We start from the raw sequence: 16085 nt of genomic DNA, 5'->3' as shown, positions 1-16085 counted from the left end.
GGAGGTGCATGATGTTACGACGACACACAGCGACCACCACGACCGCTCTAACCGTGACACCAGTTGCCACGAGTGACGTCCCGGCGTCCTCGCCCGCTCATCAGCAGAGTCAGGATCTGGACGAACTCCAAGAGACGATTGCCACCCGCGCCTATGCCCTCTACGAGGAACGGGGCTATCGGCAAGGTTGCGATCTTCAAGACTGGCTGGATGCGGAACGGGAGATTCTGAGTCGACCGCCACACATGGCGGCATGAGACGGCCGAGATTGAATCCCTCCTCATCCTCTGCCTAGGTCCTGTCTTATCCGCGCTGAGATCGCAGAGGATGACACCGTTACATACCTTCCTGTACCTCGTTGCAGAAAACCAGTACCTGTCCGGTCTGGCGTAAGCCCTTCGGATCATGCCATACTGACTCCTGACATTTTGATGATCTTGGCACCACACCGACTACAGTCGCATGGCGTGTCGGATTCATCTTAAGATCTGAGAAGGGAGAACGGGTATGGCAATTTTGGCGATTATCCTGTCACTCATAGCCATCGCCATGGCTTACGTCGCGCTCCAGCGCACCGGAGGGTTGAAGGATCTCAAACAGCAGATGGACCATCTCACCAACAAGACCGAGGATGTGGCAAAAGGGGCCAGAGAAACGACTGCCGACATTTTACATCGCCTTGAGCATTTGGTACGGGGCTCGGAGACTCAGGAAAAAGATAAGAACGTTCCTCCACCACAAGACACTGGATCAGACAAATGAAAACATGGGCGGGCCTGCTTGGCGGATTTATACTGGGCTTCCTCTCCTCGGTCGTCGTGGATCTCGTCGCTCCTGAATTGCTGGAGCCCTATACCAGACAGTTTATCCCGGCGAACCAGATCGAGTCTGTGAGTGGGAGGGTCGTGAAGAAGGAACGCGAGTCGAATCGCTTACTGATGACCTTGTCCACACCCAAAGGGGTGCTCTTGGCGACCTTTACCCAAAAGATCGAGGAGATCGACCTCCTCGTTGCAGAAGGATACACCACGACGATCCGGCTGAGAACCTACTCCCCATTCGTAGAAAATCCGGTACTCGAACGAGTTGAGGCTTCTACGGCGGATCAGGACTCCGAATCACGCCCGAACACACCGTAGTTGATCGAATGGAGAAATATCATTCCGCATGGGGAGGCCGCACTGACACGGTCGGTCCCCGCCTCCTGGTTACACCGAACGGTTGGTCTCCGGCCAGAATTCTCGGCACGCGACTGCTGCTTGTGTTTCTTCTGTTCTGTTTTGTATTCACCCTACTCTGGGTGGATCGTGATGGGTTGCGCGATCATGCCGACGGCGAGCTGTCCTTCTCGGACGTGGTGTATTTCACCATGATCACCGTGACGACGGTCGGCTACGGGGACATCGTTCCCGTGTCCACCCGTGCGCGACTGTTGGATGGGCTGGTCGTCACGCCGGTTCGTTTCGGCATCTGGTTCTTGTTTCTGGGGACAGCCTATCAGTTGATCATCCGGCAATACATGGAGGAATACCGCATGGCGAAACTCCAGGCGAATCTCGACAGGCATATCATCGTCTGTGGCTTCGGCCATACCGGGATGTCGGCAACGAAAGAGCTCCTGGCACGCGGCACAAAAGCCGAGCACATCCTGGTGATCGACAGGTCGGAAGAGCGCGTGCGCCTGGCCGGTACCCTGGGAATTGCCGCCTTGCAGGCCGATACCACGCAAGAATCCGTCTTGCGCGACGCCGTCATCGATAAGGCCAAAGCCGTGATCGTTGCCGCGGGTATCGACGACGCCAATGCGCTCATCCTGCTCACGGCCAGACACCTCAATCCAAAGGTCCGCATCATCGTCAGCGCCAAACAAGAAGAGAACGTCAAACTCTTCAAACAGGGAGGAGCGGACGCCATTCTTTCTCCCGCAACCTTCGGCGGCTACATTCTGGCGGCGGCCGTGGATCAAGGGCACATGGTGCAGTACCTCGACGATCTGCTGACCACGCGGGGTAACGTTGCCTTGGTGGAACGAACGGTCACGCCTGATGAAATCGGGAAATCCCCTGCCGACCTACACCCTGATCTTTTGCTCCGTCTCTATCGCAAGAAAACCATGTATCCCTATTTGAATCTGGATCAGGCAGGTCCCCTTCAGGACGGGGACATCATGGTACTCTTCACGAGTTCGCCGACCAACACGGAATAACCATTCATGTATCCGCGACCTAACGGTGCGATTCTCCGGCGGCGTTTCGTCGCTTATGCCCGCGACGAAGCTCGCACCAGACGTTCGATGGTGAGGCCCTGAACGAGGATTGAAAAGACCACCACGATGTAGGTCATCGTGATCAGCACATCCCGATAGGAAGAGGGCGGGAGCGAAAGCGCCATCGCGACTGAGATTCCACCGCGCAGCCCGCCCCAGGTCAGAATCAACGTGGCCCGGTCGGTAAACTCTTGAAATAATCGGAACGCTTGGACCGGGAGACTGACACTGACGAACCGAGCAAAGAGCACCAGCGGAATCGCGATCAGGCCTGCCTCTAGATACGCAGGCTTGAAGGTCAGGGCCAAGACCTCGAGACCGATCAAGACGAAGAGCACGGCGTTGAGCAATTCATCGATGAGTTCCCAAAACGTATCCAAATACTCCCGCGTCGTCTCGGACATCGCCAGGTGACGGCCCTGGTTGCCGATCAACAGACCGGACACCACGACGGCGATCGGACCGGACGCGTGGAGTGCATCAGCCAGCGCATATCCCCCCATCACCAGCGCCAGCGTCAATAAGATCTCGACATGATGCTGATTGATCGACTTCAGCATCAGATAGGTCAGATACCCCAAGGCGAGCCCGATGGCCGCCCCGCCCAGCGCTTCTTGTACGAATAGGAGGACGATGGAACCAGGCGTGATGGTCCCGGTCTCTACCACGGCAAGAAGCACGAGGAACACTGCGACGCCGACTCCATCGTTAAACAGCGACTCCCCGGTGATCTTGATTTCAAGCTGTTTCGGAGCCTTGGCATTTTTCAAAATCCCCAGGACTGCGATAGGATCGGTGGGAGAGATCAACGCACCGAACAGCAGGCACCCGATGAACGGAATCGGCAGTCCGATCCAACCAAGCAAGAGATACGTCAATGCACCGACGATGCTGGCCGACACCATGACCCCCAGACAGGCCAACGTCCCGATGAACCATTTCTGCTCCAGCAGATCGTCCAGATTGATATGCAGCGCACCGGCAAAGAGCAGAAAGCTGAGCATGCCGTGCAAGAGCGTCTCATCGAAATCGATACTGCGGATAAAGCTTTCGGCTTCCGCCTGGATCCCATACCCGAGCTTCCCGAGCAGCAGGAGTGCAAGCGACATCACCAGGGCGATGGCCATCAGGCCGATCGTCACCGGCAACTTGATGTACCGATGATTCACGTAGCTGAACACGGCGGAGAGGCACACGAGAATGGTGATGGTTTCAATCAGCGACATAGACAGAAGCGTCAAATCGGAAGGCAGTTACTCGAAATGTCTTCACGAAACCGATGGCTCCGGAACTGATTGATCAGTACTCGAAGGATGCCGTCGTTGGTACAGTGTCAAGACCAGCGTCATGCCGAGCACACACAGGACGATCACGGTCAGTGCATAGATCGGGAACAGTTCCGTGCCACGGATTCCCGTGGACGTCGGAAGAAAGGCCATGACTGCAGTCGCCACACCTCGGGGGAACATCGCAGCAATCACCAGACGCTCACTCGATGTCCATGAGTTGCTGACGCGAGCCAGCCCTTCCGTAACCGCACCCCGAACGAGCACGACGATACAGAACAAACTCAAGCTCATCAACGCAATCTCGACGGTCAATGCGGAAACGTCAAGTATCAACCCCAGCAATACATAAAAGAAGGTCCGCACGAGAAATGAGAGTTCTTCGTTCATTCGTTTCATGAACTCGCTCAACACGAATTGTGCCTGGTCCAACTCGTACCCGATCAACATGCGGATCGGTCTGACCATGTGCCCCACAAGAAACTCCATGTTACTCAGCACGAGGCCGAATAAAAGAATCGTGATGGCTCCATTGGCGCCGATCAATTCCGCCACATAGTACAGCACCAAAATTGCGGCCATCGTGAGCATGTAGGACAGCGCTTGCCCCTCGAGCCAGGCCAATAGTCGTGCCCACAGTGCGCCGGCCAGGAGCGCGAGCATGATCGCATCCCAAAAGGCATGAAACACCTCGCGAATAAAATGCCCCCCACCGGCGGTCTCCCTCATCGTCCCCATCAAGGCCAACGCCAGCACCACGACAAAGACTTCGGAGATGGCCGAATCGAGGCTCAACAACACCTTCGTCGAATCACGGAGAGAGGACATATGCGACGTCACCGGAATGATGATGGCGGCCGCGGTTCCTCCCAGGATGGTGCCAAGAAGCAATCCGTGCAACCATGACGCATGGGTGATCCACACATAAAAGCCCATGATCGTGAGAATCGTCAGACCGAAGACCAGCACGGAATAAAGCAGCGCCAACGGCGTCTCGCTGACGACTTTCATGATATGGAGGTTGATGCCGCCGTCGAAGAGGATGATCAGCAGTGCCAAGGTTCCGAAGTACGGAGCCAATTTCATGACGGCGGTCGGTTCAGCCACATGAAAAACCGGTCCTAACAAGATTCCAAATCCCATCAGGAACAGCACGCTGGGAATGCCGGTCCGTTTGAACGCCAGCTCTCCCCCCAAGCCGACCAGGATGACCAATCCGGTCAAGCCCAGTACGAGTTCAACGCTTAGAGAATCCATCGATCCATGCTCTTCCACACGACTTCGACCCCATTCGCAACCGCATTATGCATTGCTCATTTCCTCTAGGCAACTCATCACGGCTGAGAGAAAAGATGCCAAATACCCGTTTGTCCCTAGCGGAAAGATAGATGCCGTGGCACAATAACTGCGTATTTTTCCTGAAATCAGAATTCCACCTTGGAAAGGGGCCTCGATCAATTGAGTAGCCGGAACTCCCCCTTCGCGACAGACATTCGGATGCCCTTCGCAATCGGCGTCTTCCTGCTGGCCTGTCTGATTACTGTTCCCGCCTTTGCCGAATCGTCAGGGGCCGGTTCGGGCGTTCCGGTTCGCCTCCACGGCGAGACCTTGTTCACGCTTCGGACCGGACTGGCCAACGTCGATGCCGCTTCCCGAGCGGCTGCGATCGAAACACGCCTCGATCGCCTGACTCGGGCGACACCTTCTGTCATCGAGAGCCTCAGGGTCGAGGACCATGAACAGACCGCTTATGTGTTGACGTCGGAGGAAGTCCTCTTCGTCGTGACCGACAATGAGGCCAAGGCGGCGGGAAAACCACGACGCCTATTGGCCGAGGAGCAGACGGAAAAGATCCGAGAAGCCCTCGCAGGTTCTCCGCCAACCCAACCAACACGCGAATCAGGGCCGGAACTGAACGTGCGGAATCTGCTATGGGCCGGCGTCGCGACGGCGTTGTTGATCTTCTTTGCCGTGGCCTCTTATGTCTTCTTCCCTCAGCTCTACGAAGCCCTTGACGTGTGGAGCGAGACACGACTGCGCGCCGTTTCACTTCTCGGCTTAGAACTGATCGCAGCGGACCACCTCAGCAACGTCCTTGTGTTCTGCAGCAGAGTCCTTCGAGGTGTCCTCTCCGGTCTCGCCCTCTATTGGTACTTTCACTTCGTCTTGAACCTCTTCTCTCAAACGCGGGCATTCGAGCAGAGGTTTCTGGAGTCGCTGGCGGTACCCTTTGAACAGATTCAGACCCTATTCGCCAACGGAGGAGGGCTGGTCATCGGCCTTCTGTTAGCACTGGTCGCCACAGGGCTGTTCTGGGGATTTCTAAAAGCCTTCCAGCAGCTGTTCCCACGCATGTTGGACAAGGTGTCCGCCTGGGGTTTCACGACAACCTACTCGCTCAAGGTTCAGCGCGTGGAACTGCTGACCGGCGCGCAAATCTCGGACGGCCTACTGGGGTTGTTGCGGATCATTCGATTGGCAGCGTACGTCACGCTCACCTACCTCTACATCACATCGGTTCTGGGATTTTTCCAAGCCACCCGCAAACTGTCGGTCGAACTGCTGAACTATATGATCGAACCGGTCAGGATGATCGGTCACGAGTTTATCGCCTCAGTACCGGACCTCATCGCCATCGTGATGATCATCGTCGTCACCAATTACGTCATCAAGCTCATCCACTTGTTCTTCAATGGGATGGAGCGCGGGGCGATCACCTTTCAAGGCTTTCATCGTGAATGGGCGACCCCGACCTATAAAATCGTCCGCTTTTTCGTCCTGGTCTTCGCCGCGGTCGCGATTTTTCCCTACATTCCAGGATCACATTCCGAAGCGTTCAGAGGCATCTCGGTGTTTCTTGGAGTCCTCGTCTCGCTGGGTGCCGCCGGATCGTTCAGCAACATCGTTGCCGGTGTGGTCTTGACCTACATGCGACCGTTCAGCATCGGTGACCGAGTCAAGATCGCCGACACCGTCGGAGACGTTACGGAAAACACCCTGCTTGTCACGAGGGTCCGAACCATTAAGAACGTCGACGTCACGATTCCCAACGCCTTGGTCCTTGGCTCGCACATCATCAACTTCAGTTCATCATCGATGCAACCTCCACCGCTCGTTCTCCATACGAGCGTGACCATCGGCTACGCCGCCCCGTGGCAGAAGGTCCATGAGCTGCTCATTACCGCTGCTCAACAGACCACGCATATTCTGGAGACACCGGAGCCCTTCGTCTTGCAAACCAGCTTGAATGATTTCTACGTGACCTACGAAATCAATGCCTATACCGGCGCTCCGAATAAGATGGCCGCCATCTACTCGGAACTCCACCAGCATATCCAGGACCAGTTCAACGAAGCGGGCCTGGAGATCATGTCCCCCCATTACACCCAAATTCGTGACGGCAACCGGACGACGATTCCCGATCAGTATCTGCCGAAGAGCTACCAGCCGACGGGCCTCAGGATTTGGCCGTTGGGTTCGCCGCAGCTACGTCAGGAGTCTCCACCATCCGAAGGAAGCATCAGGTGATCATCACCCTCCGTGCGCAAGCCGCAGTGACGGTCGCCCTCCGTATGGAGCGTGCCTATGACCGTTGAGATGGCCCTCGTGCTCATCGTCATGCTGTCTGCGGTGATCTTATTCATCACCGAGAAGGTCCCGCTGGATCTGGTGGCGCTGACCATCATCGCCACACTGATGATGAGCCGAATCATCACACCGGAGGAAGGCCTTTCGGGATTCAGTAATCCCGCGACCGTCACCGTCGGTGCGATGCTGGTGTTGAGCGCCGGACTGTTTAAGAGCGGCGCCGTGAATATGCTCGGGGCGGGCTTACACAAACTCAGCCGGTATGGTTCGAGGATCATGACGCTCGCGATGATGACGGGTATCGGCGCCATCTCTGCTTTCATCAACAATACCGCTGCCGTCGCCATGCTCCTGCCGGTCGTCATGGAAACGGCGCGGAACATGCGCATGGCCCCTTCCAAACTCCTCATGCCCCTGTCATTCGCATCCATGTTCGGAGGCGTCTGTACACTGATCGGGAGCTCGACCAATATCCTGGTCAGCTCCATCGCCGAACGGTATGGGCAGCCCGGACTTGGCATGTTTGAAATGACGCAACTCGGGCTGGTCTTCTTCTTCGGAGGGACGGTGTACATGCTCGTCGTCGGCTCGCGAATGATCCCGGACCGCCGAATGGAAGACGACCTGACGCAACGGTTCGCCATGGGTGAGTATCTGACGGAAATCGTGCTGCTTCCTGAGGCCCAATCCGTCGGCACAACGATCGCCGATGCTCCGCTCGGGAAGGATATCGACCTCGAAATTCTAGAGGTCCGGCGCCACGCGGGTCGATTGCAATTTCCCGGCCCCCACACGATGTTGCAAGCCGACGACATTCTGCTTGTCCGGTGTAACGCCGCACAAATCACGCGCCTTCAGGAGCGGGAGGGGATCACGCTGAAATCCGAGATGCAGTGGCGCGATAAGGATTTGGAATCCGACGAGACCCGGCTGATGGAAGCTGTTGTAGCACCCTATTCAGTGTTGGACGGCCGATCCGTCAGCGGCATCCGATTTAAGGACAATTTCGGTGCCACCGTTCTAGCCATCCGTCATCACGGCGAACTCGTGCACGAGAATCTCAATACGCGCATCCTGCGAGGCGGCGACATGCTCTTGCTCAAAGTGCGAACCGATTCGTTCAAGCGGCTGAGAGACAGTCCTGCTTTCGTCATGCTGTCGGATGTCGGCCTTTCAACGTTTCGAACCCAAAAACTCCTGACCGCCCTGGCCATTATCGCCGCCGTGGTAGGTGCAGCGGCACTCAATGTCGTTCCCATCGTCATCAGTGCCATCAGCGGCTGTGCACTGCTCATCCTGACAGGCTGTCTGACCATGGAAGAAGCGTATCAGGCGGTCGAATGGAAAATCATTTTTCTGCTCGCCGGAGTGCTGACGTTGGGGGTCGCACTTGAAAAGACCGGAACAGCCCTGTTGTTATCGAACTGGCTGCTTGCGACGGTCGGGCTCTGGGGTCCCATCGCGCTTGTATCGGCCTTCTATCTCATCACCTCGCTGCTTACGGAGGCCATGTCGAACAACGCCACCGCCGCGCTCCTCACACCCATCGCCATCGCCGCCGCTCAGTCACTCGAGGTGGATCCCCGACCGTTTCTCATGGCTATCACGTTCGCCGCCTCGGCCAGTTTCATGACTCCCGTAGGCTACCAAACAAACACGTTGATCTATGGACCAGGCCAATACACGTTTACTGATTTTCTCCGTGTCGGCGCTCCTCTGAATCTCCTGTTCTGGATTCTAGCCACTATCTTCATTCCCATCTTCTGGCCGTTCCAGCCCACATGAACAAAGACCACAGAATCGACTCAACAGTAACGCAATGTGATACCAGGAAAGACACCGACAAGAGGCGGGGTGGCCCTATAATGAGGAGAACTGAGACTTTCCAGCTCATAGCCCTGGCGTTCGCGATCTGGACTCTGCCCCTATCAGGCTTCGCAGCCGAGACTGACTCAGGTATCAATGACTGGCATTATGGAGGATCTATCGACCTGAGCTATGTGATCGACTCCAACTTTCCGGAGAATCACCTGTGGCGCTCCAAAACCACAACGCCCAACGTCAATGAACCGGCGCTCAACATGGTGGTCGGGTACATCAGAAAGGATGCGACCGAACGGTCGCGCTGGGGACTGGAGTTCGGTCTACAAGAAGGGAACGACACAGACGGCCTCGCTCCTCCCGCAATCCCAGGCCGGGATAGACCGATCGACCATGCGAATCAGCTCCAGCACTTCTCTCGTGCCAATATCTCGTTTCTTGTGCCGATCCGCAACGGATTGAAGGTCACGGCCGGTCTCTTTAACAGCTACATCGGCTATCAATCGATCTATTCACGGTACAATTTAAACTACACTCGAACCTACATGGCTGATAATTCGCCCTATTTCATTTTTGGGCTCGGGGCGACCTATCCGGTTAATGCGGACGTGCAGCTCGGATTCTATGTCATCAACGGATACAACTATCTCTCCCACATTAACAATCAACCCAGCTATGGCACGCAAGTCGTCTGGAAGCTCACTAGTCGGCTGACATTGACCGAAAATCTGTATTATGGCCCTGATCAGTCGAACACGGCTGTCGAATTCTGGCGCTTTTTCTCAAACAGCATCGTGGAGTGGAATGACGGACCGGTCATTGTTGCTGCAGCCTACGACATCGGTACCGAAAACGCGGCCGAGCTTCCAGGCCATCCTCCCACCGTTTGGACGGCAGCTGCCCTCTTCGCCGGCTGGAATATCAGCGGTCCCTGGAGCGTCGCGTTCCGTCCTGAGTTCTATTGGGATCGTAACGCGAGAATCACCGGCGCCGAACAATTCATCACGGCCATCACGTCGACGGGTGAATACAGGTGGCGTATGGGTCTTCATACCTTCCTTAGTAGACTTGAGCATCGTTACGACGACTCGCGCGGTGCAGAGGGCGGCTTCTTCACAGGAGACTTCATCGGTCCCGGGAGGATCGGAGTGACTCCGGGACAACATCTCGTGTTCTTTTCGTTGATCTGGTTTTTCGACCATTCAGCCAGTTAGAACGGAGTAGCCATGGATCGGATCTTTGACCTCTTAGAACCGTTCGGGACGTTCACGAAAATTCCTCTGTATTCGATCGGAGACACGACGATCACGCTGGGCACGATGCTGTATCTGACGGTATTGGTCGTCTCGCTCTTCTATATCACCGGTAAACTGAAAACCTGGATCGTCGAAGGACTGCTCGTGCGCAGCCAGGTCGACCTGGGTGTCAGGCACGCGGTCGGCAACATCGTGCGCATGGTCTTCCTGGCCTTAGGTCTGATCATCATTCTCCAAACAGCCGGTATCAACCTGAGCTCCTTGACTGTTCTCTTCGGCGCATTAGGCATCGGCGTCGGATTCGGCCTCCAGGGTGTGACGAACAACTTCGTGAGTGGGATCATTCTCTTGCTGGAACGACCGATCAAGGTCGGAGACCGCATCGAAGTGGGCAACGTCAACGGCGATGTCATCAATATCTCGCCGCGCGCGACCACGATCGTGACGAACGACAACATCGCAATCATTGTCCCGAACGCCGATTTCATCTCCTCGAAGGTCGTCAACTGGAGCTATACGAACCGGAATGTGCGGTTTAACTTTCCGGTCGGGGTATCGTATGGCTCAGATCCCGAGCAAGTCCGCAGCGTACTGCTCGAGGTGGCGAGGGCTCACCCTGGAGTCCTGAAAGAACCGGGACCTTCCGTGCTCTTCGACTCATTCGGCGACAGTGCGTTGAACTTCGTGCTTCGCGTATGGACGAGGGACTTTTCGACGGTGCCCGGCGTGTTGCGGAGTGAATTGTATTTCGCGATCAGCCGGGCATTCAAAGAGCAGGGCATCGAGATCCCCTTTCCGCAGCGGGATCTCCACATCAAGAGCGGAACACTCAACGTGCGGCAGATGTCATCCGGCTAAAGAAACGGCTACCCGCCTCATGTGCCGAAGGGAAACGGACGACCCTGGCAGTCTACAACGCAGTGGCACTCGACCGATGCGTGACAGATGTACAGGTCGTCCCCCCTCGAAATCTCCAGCTTGTAGATTACGCAGTCGGGCTTGCCTCTTCCTTCCCCGATCGCATTTTTGACGCAGCCCGAGCCAGCAGTTCTTTCTGTAACACTTCGATATCGGCTTTGGCGCCCAACGCCATCTCTTCAACCCTCCGTTCACTCTCCGGACCCGGCACGTGGGAAAACTCATGGCAGTCTTCATAGGCCTGTTCGGTCGTACCGGTCGCCCTGATCACCGCACCAGCGATCACTCCACCGACCACCGCAATGACGAGCGTCAAGGCAATACCGGTCAGCTGCACGCCGGCAATGCCGGGTACGACAACGATGGCACAGAGTCCCCCGAGCAAGCCCGGCATTCCATGCAGGTTGTGGACGCCACAGGTATCGATCAGCTTGATCTTGGATTCAAGCACGGGAAGGATAAACACAAACCCGATGACGGACAAGGCACCGGCGAGCAACCCGATCGAGAAAGCCCCGACCGGACTCACCAGGTTACAGGTCGAGCCGATCGAGACCCCGCCGGCCAATGCAGCGTTCGCCATATCCACCATCGACGTCTTGCCATGATGAAAATACGTGCTGAGGAAGTAGGTGGCGAGCGTCGCCCCGCTCAAGGCCAGAATAGTGTTCACGATCGTCTGCGGCATTTCCTCAAACGGCACGATCGCCGTCGCGAAGCTTGGCCAGAACAACCAGAGCACCATCGATCCGAGCATGGCGAATCGATCGGAGGTCGGATCGGATTCGATCGGCTGACTACGTTGCTGCGCGGTCGTCAGGACCAGAGACGCGGCCAAGCCAAAATACGCACCGAAGGCGTGAATCACGATCGAGCCGGCTGAATCTTGAAACCCTTTCGTGAGCCCCAAGCCGTTGTCCAGCACGACATATTCATTGAGTGCGTAGAGCGGCACGAGCAACAGGGTGAGTAAGGCGTATTGAAACACGCGTAAACGGCCGAGCACCGCTCCCATCGCAATCAACGCCGTCGCGACGGAGAATTCAGCCAACATCAGTGTTTCAACCGAATGGGCCTTGATCTCATGTCCCACCACTCCGTTCGCGCGGAGCACCATATACAGCGGTAATCCGGTTGCGACCACGAGATAGGTGCCGGTCGTCGCGCCGAAGCCGTACCGCCTGACGAACACCATGAGAAATCCGAACCCCACCACCAACATGGCCAGGATGTGAATCGAGTAGTTGTATTGCGCAACCAGGCGCGCTTCATTCACGGCACCCGCCGGTTCTTCGGCACCGGCCCAACTTGTGACACACAGAAGACAGAGACTTGCTGCGCTGAGCACCTTCAACCAGAAGCTGTTCCGCATGGATGCCTCCTTGGGCAGTGGGAGTATGTAGGGAGACTCTGGGGGCGCAGTGTACCCCACTCCTCAGCGCTCTTGTCAAACTCCGTCTGGAGGATACGAGCAGGGCTCGCAAGCTTCCTGGCGTTGGGAGTCGGAGAAAGTCCGGCTAAATAGGCGCTAAACCGTAAGAAATGCCGGTTTCTATTCTCGCACTCTATCTCTATCCTGTGGATTAGGAGGTGGGAGGACCGAGTGCGGGAAGCTCCAGTCCCTCGATCTCTTGAATGGTTTTTCCGGCGATTCCCTGAAGGTCTCCATACATCCCCGCCGTCGCCTGCATCACCCGGTCGATCTGTTCCTCCCGCTTGGCCCATTGTTTGGTGATCGCCTTCTTCTCTTTATCAAGGTCTTCCTTCATCGTCGAGAACGCTTCGACGATGGCTTCGACTCGATGCCGAAAGCGGGGCCCGGTCAAATATTGGTAGATCATTTCTGTTTTGGTTTGTTGGCCCTCGGACGCTTGTCGTGATGAGGCGACTTCGATAAGGGTCTGGCGGAGTGCGAGTGCCAATGGGAACACGGTCTTCGTGTGAGTCACCCACACGTGATCGACCAGACCGAATGTCTCAACGTCTTTAGGAAGCGACTGACTCACGATGACCGCCATCTCAGCCTTGGCAGTCCGCTGATCTTCACGGAGCTTGACCAGCCATCCGTCGCTCCAGTTCTTGGTCCGCTTCGACTCCCAAATGATTGTCCCGCAGGGCTGCCCATGAGAGCCCACAACACGCTGCAGCGCATCCCCGCCGTGTTCGCCTTTGGGAACGGGATCAATCGTGTCCCACGGAAACTTCTCCCGTAACAATGCCTCTAATTCCAATTCCTGGACTTCCCCCTGAAGCTGCTGTGACCCTTGTTCGGCCTTTCGCTTCAACTCTTCGATCTGCCTCTGCATCGAGGTGATGGTTTGCTCTTTCTCAAGGACTTTGAGCTTGAGCCCGTCTTCCGCTTCTTTCTTGGCTTGTTCCCTGGTCGCCGCCAATCCCTCTTGCACCCGTTTTTCAACGGTCAATTCGAGTTCACGCTTGGCATCGTCCAACTCGCGCTGCTTACGCAAGAGATCCGCTTGTGCTTTCTGCGCGTCGGCCAATTTAGCTTCCCGCTGCTTAATGACTTCCTGAAGATCCATGACTTCTTGTGCTTTTTGATCGAGATCATTCTGTAAGGCGAGCTTGGCTTTTTTGGCTTCCTCGGCCGTAATCTTGGCGCGCTCGACATGAAGTTTTGCTTCGACCTGGGCATCGAGCGTGTGCTGCGCCTTGGAGAGGGCTTCTTCCCGCTCCCGCAAAGCCGTATCGCGCTTGGCCACATCGGCATCTTTCTGGGCCAACCGCGTTTCATACTCATGACGTGTCGATTCAATGAGCGGTGCCGCAAGGGATTCCGTGAGTTTGATTTCAGTCTTACAACTGGGGCAGATGATCGTTGGTTCAGCCATGAGACATCATCATAGGAGGAAGTCCTTTCGTCTTGTTGGATGGCGCCGGGAGCAGCGCCTCGGCTTCGACCGCGTATTTCGCCTCCGGCCCGTATCGATCATGCAAAGGCACCTCGCCCCGATACTTTTTACTCTTCGCCATGAAGGAACCTCCTTACCTCGATGTTCCGCATTACGTAGGTCGAGGGATGAAGATACCGGTTTATGTCTTGGAAATCATCTAGGAATACTCGTGCACGTCGAAACGATGCCAGAGCGTCGCTGTTTTCTGACGCTACTAGACTCTCGCTCGGCCCTGAGTATAATGGCATCATCTCAATGGCTATGATCCGCCCTCTCATACTGCTCGTCTCCCTCTTGTCGACACTTCCTCATCCGACCGCGTCATGGGCCGGCGCTAGTTATGAAGACACCCTCAAACAATTAGCCGACGCCATCACCGAAGCCGCGACAAAGGCCAAGAAGCAACGTCTGGCTATTCTCGATTTCACAGACGCCGAAGGGCAACCCACAAAAGTCGGACCGTTCCTTGCCGAGGAGCTCGGGACTCAGCTCATGCTGGCAGGAGAATTGACGATCGTCGATCGAACACTGATCAACTCCACGCTGAAGCAACTCCACGTCGATCAGATCGACTCCGACCATACGAAGGCGGCCCAGCGTGTGGCAAAAGCAATCCGCGCCGACGCCTTCGTCAGCGGAGTCTCGATCGAGACTCCTGACGGCCTGCAGGTCACCGCTAAGCTGATCAATCCTTCGAACGGCCAGCCCATCGGCGCCGCGCGAGCGACGTTACCGAAAACAGGCCTCTTGAATTCGTTCTCTAAAAAAGAGGCGTCGTCGCAGCCGGAAGTCGTCGCAGAAAACCTTCGTGAGCTTCCGCCTCCGATCGGCTTGGGGACTCATCGGAACGAGTCCTACGAGTTTGTCGTGACGACGATCGACAAGCGACAGGGTCGAGTGACGTTGGATGCCACGATTGAAAACCATTCGCCGCGCGACCTGAAGCTTCTGTGTCAGTTGCACGAGACGGTTCTGAAAGATGAACATGGCACGATCTGGCGCCAGGCAGTCGAAGACAATCGAGAAGGTCTCTGTACGCGTGGCCTCGAATTATCACCTAACCGGAAACGACGGGCCGTCCTCATCTTCACCGCATCAGCGGGTGAGCCGAGCACACAGTTCACCTTTCACTTTTACGAAAAGTTACCAAGGCGACATGCGTCCTTCACGATTGATGGATTGACGCTCGGCCCCACATCGGGTTCCTCGGAAAAGTCGCCTTAGAAAGACCGTCATGCCGACTACGCTGAAGCAAGTACTCACCGTTGCCGGATCGGACTCCGGCGGAGGCGCAGGAATTCAGGCCGATCTCAAGGCGATGTCCGCGAACGGTGTCTTTGCCATGTCTGTGATCACAGCCGTCACGGCTCAAAATACCGAGGAAGTGACAGATGTGTTCGAACTGCCTGCTGCGATCATTGCGTCGCAACTCGACGCCGTCTTCGACGATTTCGACGTGGCTGCCGTCAAGACCGGCATGTTGTCGTCTTCCGCCATCGTCGAGGTCGTCGTACGCATACTGACTCCTCAGAAAGTCGCCAACCTCGTCGTGGATCCGGTCATGATCTCCAAGAGCGGCCATCCCCTGTTGCAACCGGAGGCTGTCCAAGCCGTCAAAACGAAGCTGCTTCCACTTGCCTTGATCGTGACGCCCAATGTGCATGAGGCCCAGCAACTGTCAGGAATTGAGATACGATCATTAGCCGATGCACGACGAGCAGCGAAGGTGATTCACCAATTCGGATGTGCGCACGTCCTGATCAAAGGTGGTCATCTCCTCGAGGAACGGGCGACCGACTTGCTGTACGACGGACGGTTCTTCAACGTGTTGAAGGGGGAGTTCATTGAGACACGCCACACCCACGGCACCGGTTGCACCTTCGCCTCTGCCCTGGCGGCGCATCTGGCTCGCGGGCGTTCCGTCTTGGATTCCGCGCAGGCAGCAAAATCATATGTCACGGAAGCGATTCGACATGGCCTCGCCATCGGCCACGGACAGGGTCCCACCGATCATTTTTATTTCTTGGAGCGCTAGGGG

At 56.3% G+C, this 16085-nt stretch carries 15 protein-coding genes; 10 read left to right on the top strand and 5 right to left on the bottom strand.

Going from position 1 to position 16085, the window contains the following annotated elements; genetic code table 11:
• Window positions 1-8: 8 nt before the first annotated feature.
• From IPM58_14265 to IPM58_14250, 4 genes are all read left to right on the top strand, one after another.
• Window positions 9-257, top strand: coding sequence for a DUF2934 domain-containing protein (locus tag IPM58_14265; protein ID MBK9308206.1), 249 nt, complete (start codon window positions 9-11; stop codon window positions 255-257).
• Window positions 258-507: 250 nt separating this feature from the next.
• A complete protein-coding gene (locus tag IPM58_14260) occupies window positions 508-762 on the top strand; it encodes a hypothetical protein (GenBank protein MBK9308205.1) in 255 nt (84 codons plus the stop codon).
• Entirely contained in the window at window positions 759-1139 is a 381-nt protein-coding gene (locus IPM58_14255) for a hypothetical protein (protein ID MBK9308204.1), read from the top strand. The genes IPM58_14260 and IPM58_14255 overlap by 4 nt, the downstream gene beginning before the upstream one ends.
• Window positions 1140-1147: 8 nt before the next feature.
• Entirely contained in the window at window positions 1148-2206 is a 1059-nt protein-coding gene (locus IPM58_14250; GenBank protein MBK9308203.1) for a potassium channel family protein, read from the top strand.
• 53 nt (window positions 2207-2259) lie between these two features.
• Here the strand turns inward: IPM58_14250 and IPM58_14245 are convergent, their stop codons facing one another.
• Complete coding sequence (locus IPM58_14245; protein ID MBK9308202.1) at window positions 2260-3492, bottom strand: sodium:proton antiporter; 1233 nt, start codon at window positions 3490-3492, stop codon at window positions 2260-2262.
• 42 nt (window positions 3493-3534) lie between these two features.
• On the bottom strand, window positions 3535-4809 hold the full coding sequence (locus tag IPM58_14240) for a cation:proton antiporter (protein MBK9308201.1): 1275 nt from the start codon (window positions 4807-4809) through the stop codon (window positions 3535-3537).
• A 1095-nt stretch (window positions 4810-5904) separates the two neighbouring features.
• On the opposite strand from IPM58_14240, the gene IPM58_14235 reads away from it, so the two are divergent.
• From IPM58_14235 to IPM58_14220, 4 genes are read left to right on the top strand one after another with little or no spacing between them, the layout of a single operon-like run.
• Window positions 5905-7080, top strand: coding sequence for a mechanosensitive ion channel family protein (locus tag IPM58_14235; GenBank protein MBK9308200.1), 1176 nt, complete (start codon window positions 5905-5907; stop codon window positions 7078-7080).
• A gap of 57 nt (window positions 7081-7137) precedes the next feature.
• Entirely contained in the window at window positions 7138-8925 is a 1788-nt protein-coding gene (locus IPM58_14230; GenBank protein MBK9308199.1) for a sodium-coupled transporter, read from the top strand.
• Window positions 8922-10175: an outer membrane beta-barrel protein gene (locus IPM58_14225; GenBank protein ID MBK9308198.1), complete on the top strand. Its 1254-nt coding sequence runs from the start codon at window positions 8922-8924 to the stop codon at window positions 10173-10175. Before IPM58_14230 ends, IPM58_14225 begins: the two co-directional genes overlap by 4 nt.
• A 12-nt stretch (window positions 10176-10187) precedes the next feature.
• Entirely contained in the window at window positions 10188-11075 is an 888-nt protein-coding gene (locus IPM58_14220; protein MBK9308197.1) for a mechanosensitive ion channel family protein, read from the top strand.
• Between the two features lie 127 nt (window positions 11076-11202).
• Here IPM58_14220 and IPM58_14215 read toward each other — a convergent pair whose 3' ends face one another.
• The 3 genes from IPM58_14215 to IPM58_14205 form a co-directional block, all read right to left on the bottom strand.
• A complete protein-coding gene (locus tag IPM58_14215; GenBank protein MBK9308196.1) occupies window positions 11203-12507 on the bottom strand; it encodes an ammonium transporter in 1305 nt (434 codons plus the stop codon).
• A 211-nt stretch (window positions 12508-12718) separates the two neighbouring features.
• Entirely contained in the window at window positions 12719-13984 is a 1266-nt protein-coding gene (locus tag IPM58_14210; GenBank protein ID MBK9308195.1) for a DUF2130 domain-containing protein, read from the bottom strand.
• Window positions 13977-14126: a hypothetical protein gene (locus tag IPM58_14205; GenBank protein MBK9308194.1), complete on the bottom strand. Its 150-nt coding sequence runs from the start codon at window positions 14124-14126 to the stop codon at window positions 13977-13979. Before IPM58_14205 ends, IPM58_14210 begins: the two co-directional genes overlap by 8 nt.
• Before the next feature lie 176 nt (window positions 14127-14302).
• On the opposite strand from IPM58_14205, the gene IPM58_14200 reads away from it, so the two are divergent.
• Window positions 14303-15271: a hypothetical protein gene (locus IPM58_14200; GenBank protein MBK9308193.1), complete on the top strand. Its 969-nt coding sequence runs from the start codon at window positions 14303-14305 to the stop codon at window positions 15269-15271.
• A gap of 10 nt (window positions 15272-15281) precedes the next feature.
• Entirely contained in the window at window positions 15282-16082 is an 801-nt protein-coding gene (gene thiD / locus IPM58_14195; GenBank protein ID MBK9308192.1) for a bifunctional hydroxymethylpyrimidine kinase/phosphomethylpyrimidine kinase, read from the top strand.
• Window positions 16083-16085: the final 3 nt, after the last annotated feature.

The sequence above is a fragment of the Nitrospira sp. genome, from assembly GCA_016715825.1.
Taxonomy (GTDB): domain Bacteria; phylum Nitrospirota; class Nitrospiria; order Nitrospirales; family Nitrospiraceae; genus Nitrospira_D.
This window is presented reverse-complemented; position numbering and strand designations above follow the sequence as displayed.

Bases quoted from the DNA above. Each gene is read 5' to 3' on its own strand.
- IPM58_14265 (MBK9308206.1), top strand. From the start codon at position 9: ATGATGTTACGACGACACACAGCGACCACCACGACCGCTCTAACCGTG.
- IPM58_14260 (MBK9308205.1), top strand. From the start codon at position 508: ATGGCAATTTTGGCGATTATCCTGTCACTCATAGCCATCGCCATGGCT.
- IPM58_14255 (MBK9308204.1), top strand. From the start codon at position 759: ATGAAAACATGGGCGGGCCTGCTTGGCGGATTTATACTGGGCTTCCTC.
- IPM58_14250 (MBK9308203.1), top strand. From the start codon at position 1,148: ATGGAGAAATATCATTCCGCATGGGGAGGCCGCACTGACACGGTCGGT.
- IPM58_14245 (MBK9308202.1), bottom strand. From the start codon at position 3,492: ATGTCGCTGATTGAAACCATCACCATTCTCGTGTGCCTCTCCGCCGTG.
- IPM58_14240 (MBK9308201.1), bottom strand. From the start codon at position 4,809: ATGGATTCTCTAAGCGTTGAACTCGTACTGGGCTTGACCGGATTGGTC.
- IPM58_14235 (MBK9308200.1), top strand. From the start codon at position 5,905: ATGTTGGACAAGGTGTCCGCCTGGGGTTTCACGACAACCTACTCGCTC.
- IPM58_14230 (MBK9308199.1), top strand. From the start codon at position 7,138: ATGACCGTTGAGATGGCCCTCGTGCTCATCGTCATGCTGTCTGCGGTG.
- IPM58_14225 (MBK9308198.1), top strand. From the start codon at position 8,922: ATGAACAAAGACCACAGAATCGACTCAACAGTAACGCAATGTGATACC.
- IPM58_14220 (MBK9308197.1), top strand. From the start codon at position 10,188: ATGGATCGGATCTTTGACCTCTTAGAACCGTTCGGGACGTTCACGAAA.
- IPM58_14215 (MBK9308196.1), bottom strand. From the start codon at position 12,507: ATGCGGAACAGCTTCTGGTTGAAGGTGCTCAGCGCAGCAAGTCTCTGT.
- IPM58_14210 (MBK9308195.1), bottom strand. From the start codon at position 13,984: ATGGCTGAACCAACGATCATCTGCCCCAGTTGTAAGACTGAAATCAAA.
- IPM58_14205 (MBK9308194.1), bottom strand. From the start codon at position 14,126: ATGGCGAAGAGTAAAAAGTATCGGGGCGAGGTGCCTTTGCATGATCGA.
- IPM58_14200 (MBK9308193.1), top strand. From the start codon at position 14,303: ATGGCTATGATCCGCCCTCTCATACTGCTCGTCTCCCTCTTGTCGACA.
- thiD (MBK9308192.1), top strand. From the start codon at position 15,282: ATGCCGACTACGCTGAAGCAAGTACTCACCGTTGCCGGATCGGACTCC.